General features: G+C 63.5%; 8 protein-coding genes. 1 reads left to right on the top strand and 7 read right to left on the bottom strand.

The window, feature by feature from the left end; all coding sequences use genetic code 11:
• Nucleotides 1-102: 102 nt before the first annotated feature.
• The 3 genes from J2W40_RS18495 to J2W40_RS18485 form a co-directional block, all read right to left on the bottom strand.
• Nucleotides 103-1,014 (bottom strand): SDR family NAD(P)-dependent oxidoreductase, encoded by a 912-nt coding sequence (locus tag J2W40_RS18495; RefSeq protein WP_310227429.1) that lies wholly within the window; start codon nt 1,012-1,014, stop codon nt 103-105.
• A 113-nt stretch (nt 1,015-1,127) separates the two neighbouring features.
• Nucleotides 1,128-2,276: an FAS1-like dehydratase domain-containing protein gene (locus tag J2W40_RS18490; protein WP_310227428.1), complete on the bottom strand. Its 1,149-nt coding sequence runs from the start codon at nt 2,274-2,276 to the stop codon at nt 1,128-1,130.
• 17 nt (nt 2,277-2,293) lie between these two features.
• The gene (locus tag J2W40_RS18485) at nt 2,294-3,859 is read right to left on the bottom strand and encodes an acetate--CoA ligase (RefSeq protein ID WP_310227434.1); all 1,566 of its coding nucleotides are present in this window, start codon (nt 3,857-3,859) and stop codon (nt 2,294-2,296) included.
• A gap of 152 nt (nt 3,860-4,011) precedes the next feature.
• Here J2W40_RS18485 and J2W40_RS18480 point away from each other — a divergent pair, with 152 nt between their 5' ends.
• The gene (locus J2W40_RS18480) at nt 4,012-4,824 is read left to right on the top strand and encodes an IclR family transcriptional regulator (RefSeq protein WP_310227427.1); all 813 of its coding nucleotides are present in this window, start codon (nt 4,012-4,014) and stop codon (nt 4,822-4,824) included.
• Between the two features lie 78 nt (nt 4,825-4,902).
• Here the strand turns inward: J2W40_RS18480 and J2W40_RS18475 are convergent, their stop codons facing one another.
• From J2W40_RS18475 to J2W40_RS18460, 4 genes are all read right to left on the bottom strand, one after another.
• Nucleotides 4,903-6,492, bottom strand: coding sequence for a Vgb family protein (locus J2W40_RS18475; protein ID WP_310227426.1), 1,590 nt, complete (start codon nt 6,490-6,492; stop codon nt 4,903-4,905).
• Nucleotide 6,493: 1 nt separating this feature from the next.
• Entirely contained in the window at nt 6,494-7,909 is a 1,416-nt protein-coding gene (locus J2W40_RS18470; protein WP_310227432.1) for an aldehyde dehydrogenase family protein, read from the bottom strand.
• A gap of 149 nt (nt 7,910-8,058) precedes the next feature.
• Nucleotides 8,059-9,843 carry a thiamine pyrophosphate-binding protein gene (locus tag J2W40_RS18465; protein ID WP_310227425.1) on the bottom strand — a complete coding sequence of 595 codons (1,785 nt, stop codon included), beginning with the start codon at nt 9,841-9,843 and terminating at the stop codon, nt 8,059-8,061.
• On the bottom strand, nt 9,840-11,216 hold the full coding sequence (locus tag J2W40_RS18460; protein WP_310227424.1) for an aromatic ring-hydroxylating oxygenase subunit alpha: 1,377 nt from the start codon (nt 11,214-11,216) through the stop codon (nt 9,840-9,842). The genes J2W40_RS18465 and J2W40_RS18460 overlap by 4 nt, the downstream gene beginning before the upstream one ends.
• Between the last annotated feature and the right edge of the window lie 35 nt (nt 11,217-11,251).

Genomic DNA, 11,251 nt, shown 5'->3' with positions numbered 1-11,251 from the left:
ATCAAAGGCAAAATCAAACGAGCAGGGTGGAACGATGCATTCCTTCTCTCAATGCTTGGTCATATGCGATAGCCCTGCCCTACAAGGGGAGGATGAAGGGTTTTACCCCGCTCGCGCCATGGCGAAACAATAGCGGAGATGGTCCATATGGCCGTCCGGCACTGGCGCGAAGTGGAGGGCGTTGTTGGGGGCCCGGATGGTGTCGAGATTTTCGGCGACCTGTTCGATGGTCCAGTCGGGGCGGAACATGCCTTTGGTTTCCATCGTATAGGCGCGGGCGACGCGGCCGGCCATGGCGATGAGCATTTCGCCGGTCACCGCGCAATCCTCATGCGTCAGATAGCCGACGGTGGGGGCGACGAGGTCCGGGTCCATTGGTGGGTAAGCGCTGGTATCGAGGCCGTCGGCCATGCGGGTCACGGCGCCCGGCAGGATGATGTTGCTTTTGATATTATGCGCTGCGCCTTCGATCGCGGCGACGTTGGACAGGCCGGTCATCGCGGCCTTGGCCATTGAATAATTGACCACGCCCGCATTGCCATACAGCCCGTTGAGGGAGCCGGTCAGGACGATGCGGCCATAATTGGCGGCGGTCATGTGCGGGAAGGCGGCGCGCACGACATGGAAGGCACCGCGCAGATGGACGTCGAGGACCGTCTCGAAATCGGCGTAGCTCAGCTCATTGAGCGAGCCGCGCCGGACGATGCCCGCATTGTGGATAAGGATGTCGATGCGGCCATAATGGGTGATGGCGGTGTCGATGATTGCCTGGCCGCCCTGCGGCGTTGCGACGCTGTCGGTCGAGGCGACGGCTTGCCCACCGGCGGCGCGGATTTCTTCGACCAGCGCCTGGGCTGGCGCGGTGTCGGTGCCCTCCCCCTGCATCGATACGCCCGGATCATTGACGATGATCGTTGCGCCGCGCGCTGCCAGCAGTAGCGCATAGGCGCGGCCAAGCCCCCGGCCTGCCCCGGTGATGACGGCGACCCGGCCGTCGAAGCGCATCTCGTCCATTTTGCGGTCCTCTCTTATCGTTCCGCCCGATCCTAGCGGCGGGCGCGCAACGCAAAAGGGCCGCCGCTGCATATCGCTGCGGCGGCAGCCCCCTCTCCTACCCCCTCAAGGGATCAGGCGGGCTTGCTGGGCAATTCGGCGATTGAGGTGCCGAAGGCGGAGACTTCGCCGCGATGGGTGGTCGCCTGCTGTTGGATTTCGACATATTTCTTGCCGTCTTCCTCGAACTTGCGGATCACGCTGCCGTCGATGTAGATCGCGTCGCCATCGGGATTGTGGCGGCGAATCTGGCACTTGCTGCGCGTGAGGAAGCCATCGTCACCGATCCAGTTGGTGATGTGGTGGGTCAGCCAGCTGCACCGTTCCGGGCCATAATCATAGGCGCCAGGCGCGCCGACTTCGAGCGCGAAGGCTTCGTCCCAGTGAACGCGCTCAGGGCAGTCTGGCACGTTGAAGCGGTTGCGGATGCCAAGGCCGGGATGTGCCTGCTGCATCTGGTTGGCGAGCTTGTTGGCGCGGATATAGAGGCCGCCCCAGCCCTGCGCGTAGCAGATGAAGCCTGTGACCGTCATCGGTCCCTTCATCATGCGCGGCAGTTCGTCGCCGACTTGCACATCTTCCCAATAGCGGGGATTGGCGCCGCGAATTTCTTCCTCCTCATAGAGGCGGGTAAATTCGGCCAGTTCCTCTTCGGTATATTGCTCCACGCGGCCACGCGCTTCGGTATATTTGGTGCCGCGTTCGCGCGCTTCGTCGCGGTCGGTGCGGAAGACCCAGCTGTCGCCTTCGGCAACCTTGTCGCCCGACTGGTTGAAGAAATCGACATGGTAGATCTGCTGGAAGGAACGCCCGGCGAACTTGGTATTATGTTCGACCAGATCCTTCAAATAGGCTTCGGTGCGGATCGTGTCGTTGCGCAGCACTGGCTTGTGCCAGGTCCAGTCGGCCCCCGCCCACATGGCATGGACACCCGACAGGCCGCCGCAATAGCCCGAAATGATCCGGCTGGTGGTGAACAGGAAACTGGGTAACGCGACGACCGAGCCGTACTTTGTCTTTTCGGCATAGGCCGGATCGCACCACAGCGGGTTATCATCGCCAATGCCATGGGCATAGTGGCGGATCGCGTCACGGGTCGCTTCATAATTCCATGGTTCGACCGTGTTTTCGATCTTGACGCCGATGCGCTTACGCAGGTCGTCCAGACCTTCTTCGGTGATCTTGGGGAATTTATTGGTGGGGGCTTCCGCCAATGTTGCCATGTCTTTTCTCCTAATGGTCAGTTGACGAGATCGGCGGCTTTTGCGGCCTCGCGGTCTCGAAGGATTTTGCGGTGGACCTTGCCGGCCGGGGTCTTGGGAAGGTCGGTGACGAATTCCACGACGCGGGGAAATTCATGCTGGGCGAGTTTTTCGCGGGTGAAGGTCTGGAGTTCCTTCACCAAGGCGTCGCTGCCATCGACATTGGCGATGACGAACGCCTTGACCACCTGGCCGCGCTGCGGATCGGGGACGCCGATCACGGCACATTCCAGCACCACGGGATGTTTGAGCAGCGTGTTTTCGATCTCGACCGCGCTCATTGTCCAGCCGGCCGAAATGATGACGTCGTCGGCCCGGCCGCAATGATAGAAATAGCCGTCTTCGTCGATCTTCGCGCGGTCCTTGGTAGTTTCCCACTTGTCGCGCCGCCACAGCATCAGTTCGCCAATTTCGCCGGGGGCGGACGGCGTGCTGTCGGGGCGCTGGACTTGTAGTTTTTGGCCGGGCACCGCTTTGCCGAGCGCGCCAGGCTTGACCGTGAAATCGTCCGCGCCCGGATAATTGACCAGCACCACGCCGATTTCGGTCGTGCCGTACATGGAGCAGGCGGGCACCTTGAAATAGGTTTCGATGAAGTCGAGCGTCGCCGGGTCGATCGGTTCGCCGGTGTAGGATAGCTTCTTGAAGTGGAAGGCAAAGTCCTCCGCCTTGCCGCTATTCTTCATCATGCGATAATGGGTCGCGGCGGCCGACATGTTGGTGATCTGGTAATCGTCCAGCGCTTGCATGAGGCGGACGGGATCGAAGCGGCCGGCGAAGGTGCCGGTGGTCACGCCCAGCCCCAGAGGGGCGAGCGTGCCATGCCACAAGCCATGACCCCAGGCGGGCGAGGAGGGGCAGAAAAATTCGTCGCCCGGCCGGATGCCGGTGCCGTAGAGCGCGGCGAACATCAGCGTCACCAGCGCGCGGTGGCTGTGCCTGACCGCTTCGGGCAGTTCGCGGGTGGTGCCGGACGTATATTGGAATACCGCCAGGTCATTCGCCCTGGTCTTTGACGTGTAAGTCGCGGGATATTTTTCGATTTCGTCGAGCAGGCCGTCATCGGCAACGACGACGCGCGGGCCGTTCATGCTGCGGGCGAGGTCTGCCTTTTCGCTGTTGGTGATCAGGATGGTCGGCTTGCAGTCGTCGACGCGCAGGCGCAGCGCATCGGGACCGAACAGGGTGAAGAGCGGCACCGAGATCGCACCGGTCTGCATCGCGCCGAACAGGCAGACATAGAAGGGCAAAGAGGGTTCGAGCATGAAGGCGATGCGTTCGCCCGGTTGAATGCCCTCCGCATCGAGCCAATGGGCAAAGCGCGCGGCACCGGCGGCGATCGTGTCGAAGCTGAGAATTTCATCGCGGCCATCGGCGTGGGCGATGCGGACGGCGGCGCGGCCGCTGCCATCGGCGTGGCGGGTGATGCATTCATGCGCGATGTTCAGATGATCGCGGTCGCCGTCGAACAGATCCCAGGGCGCGTCGGACGTCGCACGCGCCTGCGCATCGGCATAACTGCTATAGTCGGTGAGTTTGGCCATCCGTCCCGTCCATTCACTCTGTCGAATGGCGGAAGAGCCGCCTTCGTCATGATGGCCCTGCATGTCATGGCGGATCATGCATTGTAAATCGCGAACGATGTTCTATATATTGAACACTCTGCTCCATCGCCGGAGCGATGGAGGCCTGTTGCATGAGTGACCCGATCCGCGCGCGTTCCCCCTCCCCCGTCCGCAAGGTCGCGGCGGCGGTGAAGGATAGTAAGGCCCCCGCCATAACCCGCGCGGCGGCGATCTTGCGGTTATTGGGACGGAGCGACCGGCCTTTGGGCGTGCAGGCGATCGCCAAGGAATTGGGGCTGGTCCCGTCCACCTGCCTCTATGTTCTGCGCGCGCTGGCGGAGGAGGAACTGGTGTCGTTCGACCCGGACACCAAACGCTATGCGCTGGAGGCGGGGGTGCTGACGCTAGCGCGGCATTGGTTGCGGCGCGATCCGTTCAACGATCTGGCGCAACCGCTGCTCGACCGGCTGGCGCAGCGTTTTGGGCTGACCATGTTGGGCGTGCAGGCCGTGGGCCTCGACCATATGATCGTCGTCGCCATGGCGCAGTCGGGCAGCGGGTTTCAGCTCAGCACCCAGGTCGGCAGCCGCTTTCCCGCGCTGATCAGCGCGACGGGGCGCTGCATCGCGGCGTTCGGCGATTATCCTGAGACGGTGTTGAAGGCGCGGTTCGACCAGTTACGCTGGGACGATCCGCCTGCCTTTGACGATTGGATGGCGCAGTTGCGCCAGACCCGCGCGCAGGGTTTTGCGGTGGATGAGGGGCAGTATATTGCAGGCGTGACGGTCGTGTCCGCGCCGGTGTGGAAGGGCGCGGGGCGGCCGGTTCATGCGCTGGTGGCGATCGGGATTGGTGCGGCACTGGGGCGGGAATTGGGGGCGTTGCAGGACGCGCTGGTGGAGGCGGCGGGGGCTTTGTCCGGGCAGTTGGGTGGTGGGGCGTAACACATATCCGTTCGTTTCGAGCGAAGTCGAGAAACGGAGCGCGCAGGTTTCTCGACTTCGCTCGAAACGAACGGAGGTTTATGCAATCGGCCTTAGGGCCAGGACGCTGCCTTCGGCGTCGCCCGACAGGTAGAGCGTGCCGTCCGGTCCTGCGGTCAGGCCACAGAAATTGATCATCGGTCCGGCCATGTCGCCGATGGGGCCGAGATATTTGGGGGTGATGCCGACAGGGGCGCCCACTGGCAGATGGGTTGCGATGACGGTCTGCGCACCGCTGGCGGGATCGAATGCGATTAGCGATTTCGTCTGAGTATCGACGACATAGAGGCTGCCGTTGCTGATCGTGATGCCTTCGGGGCGACCCAGCCCTTCGGCGACCGTCGTCGGCTTGCTGCCCTGTCGCAGCCGAACGATACGCCCCTTGCCCGCTTCGGCGACATAGGCGGTATCGCCATCCACCGCGACACCCATTGGCTGGTCGAGGCCGTTGGCGATTACGCGCACTGCGCCATGTTCGGCGACATGGACCTGACCCCTGCCCTGTTCGGCAAACACGATAGCGCCGCTGGCATTGACCGCGATGCCCATCAGCCGGTCATGGCCGTGGGAGAGGAAGTCGCTGGCCCCCTCACCCGGCCGATAGCGTGCGACGTCACCGGTGCCGGTGGTGAGGATCCATTCGCCCGGTTGCGCGCCGGGTGCTAAGCCGCGCATATAGCCGGGGCAGCCGGGGTAGAAGATCATGCCCGCTAGTTGCGGCGCACCGCCGGGGCGGAGCGTGTAGCCGAACGTGCCGTCCGCGACGAACAGCGCGCCATCCGCGCCCATGGCGAGGCCGAGCGGCCATTGCAGCGCGCGGGGGACGACCGGGCGGACTTTGCCGTCACCCAGCAACTCTGTGATCTCGCCGGGGATGCTGGAGACGAAGATGCGGTCGCCAATGAAGCTGACATTGTCGAGGCCGGGACCAAGATCGGCAAGGATTTCGCGGGTGCCGCTGACCGGGTCGATGCGCAGCACCTGGCCGCTGGCGACCTGGGTGGTGACGATGCGCCCCTTGCTGTCGAACTTGACCGAGTCCGGCACGCCAAGGTCGCCTGCGACGACGTCATGCGCGCCAGTTTCCAAGTCCACGCGCCAGATTTCATTGGCGCCCATGACGGGGACATAGAGTTTGCCGTCCGGGCCGACCTGAAAGGCGTTGGCCATGGGGATATTGTCGAGGATCAGGCGGGGCGCGCCGCCGTCGAGGGACAGTTCCATGATCCGCGCGCCCATGCGGCATTCGCCAGCGATCAGACGGCCCTGATGGTAGGTGATGGGGTTGGCGACGGGCATGTCGCCGTAGATGACGCGCGCTTCCCCGCCGGGCGTGAGCATGGACACGCGGCCTTCGGTGATTTCGGTGAGGTAGAGATTGCCCGCTTCATCGAACACTAGGTCGTCGGGCGCGACGATCGCGCCGCCCATCGGGCTGACGGTCGAGATGGTGCCTGTATCGACGTCGATCGCGCTGACCTGGCTGCCGCCGACCTGCGCGACATAGAGGCGGCCGTCCGGGCCGGTGGCGAGGCCGTTCGCGCCGTAGAGGCGGCTGGGGGGGGTGAGGCGTTCGAGGTGCCACCCCTCCGCAGCGGTCATGCCGCTGGGCGCGATGCGGCTATCCATATCAGGCGTAGCCGAGCATGGATTTGACTTCGAGATATTCGTGGAAGCCATACTCCCCCCACTCGCGCCCGTTGCCGCTGCGCTTGTAGCCGCCGAAGGGCGCGTGGAAATCGAAGCCGCCATTCATGCTGACCCAGCCGGTGCGCAGGCGGCGGGCGACGGCGTGGACCTGGGCGGTGTCCAGGCCGTTGACGTACCCCGCGAGGCCGAAGGGGCTGTCATTGGCGATGGCGACGGCATGGTCGATGTCGTCATAGGGGATGATGACCAGCACGGGGCCGAAAATCTCTTCGCGGGCGATGACCATGTCGTTGGTACCAAGGAAGACAGTGGGGCGGACGAACCAGCCCTTCTCGATGCCTTCGGGGCGACCGGGGCCGCCTGCGACGAGGGTCGCGCCTTCCGCTACGCCCTGGGCGATATAGTCCTGAATGATATTATATTGCGCTTTCGACACGACCGGCCCCATGGCGACGTCGCCTGCCGGGTCGCCAACGGTGACGGCTTGCGCGGCAGCCTTGGCGGCGGCGAGCGCTTCGTCGAGGCGGGATGCGGGGACAAGCAGGCGCGATCCGGCGCTGCAGGTCTGGCCACTATTGCCCATCATGCCCGTGGTCGCGCCGGTGACGTTTTCGGCCAGCGCTGTATCGTCCAGCACGATGAAAGCACTCTTGCCGCCGAGTTCTAGGCCGACGCGCTTGATTGTGGTGGCGGCGTCCTTTTGGATCTGAACGCCAACGGGTTCGGAGCCGGTGAAGCTGATCATGTCGACATCTTCGTGGGTCGAAAGTGCGGTGCCGATGACGCTGCCCTGCCCCTGAATCATGTTGAACACGCCCGCAGGCACCCCCGCCGCGTCGATGATTTCGGCGAGGATCTGCGCGGAGAAAGGCGCGAGCTGCGGCGGTTTGAGGATCATGGTGCAGCCGGTGGCGAGCGCGGGGAAGACCTTGACGCAGGTCTGGTTCATCGGCCAGTTCCAAGGCGTGATGAGGCCGCAGACGCCGATGGGTTCGCGGCGGATCAGCGTGGGTCCGCGCAATTCCTCGAACGGGAATGTCTCCAGCAATTCGATGGCGGTCTGGAGATGGCCTGCGCCGAGGCCGACATGGAAGCCGTTGGCGAGGCCGGATGGTGCGCCCATTTCCTCACGGATCGCCTCGCCCAAGTCCGCCATGCGGCGCTGATATTCGGCCTGGATGGCTTTGAGCAGATCGAGCCGTTGTTCGCGGGTGGTTTCCGACCAGGTGGGGAAAGCACGGCGGGCGGCGGCGACGGCCTTGTCCACGTCCGCCGCAGAGCCAAGCGCGATATGGCCTGCGACAGCTTCGGTGGCAGGGTTGATGACTTCGGCGGTCTTGGGCGCGACCGGGTCTACCCACTGGCCGTCAATGTAGAAGTGCAGATGGTCGCGCATGATTGTCTCCGTCATTCGATCCTCCCCCGGCGGGGGAGGTGGCTGGCCGCAGGCCAGACGGAGGGGTGTCGCGCTATCGAGAGGGTGACACCCCTCCACCACCGCTACTCGGCGGTCCCCCTCCCCTTACAGGGGAGGATTTTTACCTCTTATTGCGTGCCTTCCGCGTACCAGGTGCGGAATTCGGCATATTTGGGCATTTCTTCCGAATTGGCCTTGGGGTCGATGACGACATGGACGACGCCGACCTTGCCGCTGGCATAGGCGCGTTCGATGGCGGGTTTGATGTCCTCGGCGCGGGTCACATATTCGCCGTGGCAGCCAAAGCCTTCGCCGATCTTGTCGAAACGGACGTCCTTGCTCCAGTGGGTGCCGGTTTCTTCGGTACCCTGGCCGAAGGTGCGCTTGTAGACGCCCACTTCCAGACCCCAGGCATTGTCGACGCCGACGACGCAGACCAGCGGCAGCTTGCAGCGGGCGGCGACTTCCAGTTCGCCGATATGGAAGAGGAAGCTACTGTCCGAGGTCAGCAGCATGGCCGGACGCGATACGCCGGTTGCCGCCTTGTCCGCCAGCATCGCGCCGGTCGCATAGGGGATGCCCGTGCCGATATGCCCGAAATTCTGGTTCCAGATCACGTCATGCGGTTTGCACTGCGAATAGGTCCATTGGAAGATGACGCCCGCGCCGCCATCGCGGATCATTATGCCGTCCTTGGGGAAGGCCTGCGTCGCTTCGACCGCGAGGCGCGCCGGATGGATCGCCACGTCGCCAGTGCCATCGCTCTTGGTCAGCGATTCCGCGGCCAGTTCGTCCAGTTCGGCCTGACCGTCGCGCATGAAGGTTTCCAGCATCGGGGCCGGTGCGCGCGGCGTGTCCTTGAGCGCGGCGACAAGCTGCGGGACGACGCCGCGCAGGTCGCCGACCATGGGCACGTCGATCGGGCGGTTGACGCCGATGGCCGAGGCATCCTGTTCGACATAGATCCATTTGCGGATCGCTTCATTCTTCTGCCAGTAGCGCCATTTGCCGAAATGGACCGGCTCGCCCAGTTCAGTGCCGAGCGCAAGCACGAGGTCGGACTCGGTGACGGCCTCGATCGACGCCTTGGAGAAGACATATTGGAAGGTGCGGTCTTCCAGACCCTTGATATAGCTGGTGCCGCCCGACGTCTGGATGACGGGGCAGTTCATCAGATCGGCCAGTTGCTTGACCGCTGCGCCGGTGCGTGACGTGTGGACGCCATGGCCAACAAGAAGGATCGGGTTCTTGGCTTCGCGGATCAATTTGGCGGCTTCGTGGACCCGGTCGATGTCCGCGCCCTGATTGACCAGGCGATAACGCTCCGGCACCAGCGGCGCTGGCAGGTCCAGCTCTTCCAGAATGATGTGGCTGGGATATTCGATATAGACCGGGCCAGGGGTGCCGCCCATCGCCTTGCGGATGCCTTCGCGGATCACTTCGTCGGTCTGGTCGGCATATTCGATGGAAGCGGCATATTTCACCGAATTTTCGAATAGCGGCATCTGCTTGACGAACTGGATGCGGCCACGGCGGACGCGCTGTTCGGTGACGCGCGCGCGCTGGCCCGACAGGAAGATGACGGGCGAATGTTCGACCAGCGCGCATTGAATCGCGGGCGCCATATTGGCGATGCCCGGCCCCAACGTGCCGACAGCGACAGCAGGCTTCCCGGTGATGCGCGAGGCGGCTTCGGCCATGAAGCCTGCGGCGGCTTCATGATGGGGGGCGACCACGGTCCAGCCGCGCCGTTCGGCCTCCAGGAACATATGGACGAAGTTCGGGTCGGGAATGCCGAACAGGGTGTTGATGCCTTCGGCCTCGAATAGGTCGAGGACGCGCTTGTAGACTGGCGTGCCTTGCTTGTCCGATGCGGTTGCAGCGGTGGCAGGCTTGGGATCGTCGTAGCTCATTTCAATAGCCTCGGTGCGCCCGTACCCATGTACGCGGCGAGGTTGCGGTGGAAATTGGTGATCTTGCGTTCCTGGTGCGGATTGGGCAGCGGCCCGCGAAAGCCGCGCGACTTCATCCCTTTCTGCACCCATTTCATGTTCGAGAAGTCCTGGGCCAGAACAGCGCCCCATCCTTCGGCCGTCGGTTCGGCATGTTCCCATTCCGTCACGGGTTCTTCGCCTTCGGGGAACCGCTCGATCGCGTAGGATTCGAAGATGCACATGTTGGGATCGTCGCCGAAGGGGCGCGCGCGATAGCAGAGCGCGAAGGTGATCCCCTGCAACACCGACATGTTAGGGAAGACATGCCAGGCGAGGCCCGCTTCGGCCATGACGTCGGGCGGAATATCTGGCCAGAAGACGCCGCGTGCGGCGTCGTCCGCCCGCGCCGATTTCAGCCAATGGGCAATAACATCGGCGGCCGCCGTGCCTTCGGGCAGTTCATCGACCAGACGACTGGCGGCGTTCACAAGTGTTTCCGTGGACGCGGCATAATTGAGCGTCTCGTAATTTTCGCGGATCAGCTCATAGGTCGAGCGGCGCGGGTCATCGCCCTTGCCTGCGCGGGTGACGCTGCTGCTCTGGCTCATGGCGAAGGCGGGATCGCGCTGGTCGAAGCCACTGACGCCGTGCAGGCCATAGGCCGCGCTATAGGCATAATAGTCGCCATAGGCGAGCAACTGGCTATGCGTGCCCGCGACATGATAGGGTTCCATGAAGGCTTCGAGCGCGGTCTTCCAGTTGGACGGGTAGACCACCCATTTGCGCCATTTGTAGCGCATCTTGTCCATTTCGAAATAGGACAGGATACGCCCCGCGTCGCCCAGGAAATCGGCCACGGGTTCAGCCTCCAGATCCATATGCACCCAGATCCAGCCGCCCCACAGATCGACCTTCACTTCGGAAAGATGCGTACAATCCGGCGTCAGCGCGCCCTGCCAGTCCTGCGGATCGAGAATATAGCTGTTATTGCCCTCTATATCGAAGGTCCAGCCGTGGAAGCCGCAGATGAAATTGCGGCGCTTGTTGCCCTTGGCCGAGTGCGCGCCTTCGGGCACATCCACCAGCTGCCGCCCGCGATGCGGACAGACATTATGATAGGCCTTGAGCCGATCGGGCGCGCCGCGGATGACGATGATGCTGTCGTCGCAAATATCGTAGGTCAGCCAGTCGCCGACTTCCGGCAATTCTTCGACCCGTGCGGCGACCTGCCACACTTTGGGCCAGAGCTTTTCCTTTTCGGCGAGCGCATAGTCGCGCGACAGGAAGGCCTCGACCGGATAGGTCAGCGGCTTGGTCAGATCCTCGATGGCGATGGTGGTCGGGCTGTTCATGCCATGCTCCCGCAGCCTGTTCCCAGCCGTCCGAT

Source organism: Sphingobium xenophagum (genome assembly GCF_031457465.1).
GTDB classification, from domain to species: Bacteria; Pseudomonadota; Alphaproteobacteria; order Sphingomonadales; family Sphingomonadaceae; genus Sphingobium; species Sphingobium xenophagum_A.
Note: the sequence above shows the minus strand (reverse complement) of the source record. Positions and strands in the feature narration are given on the sequence as shown.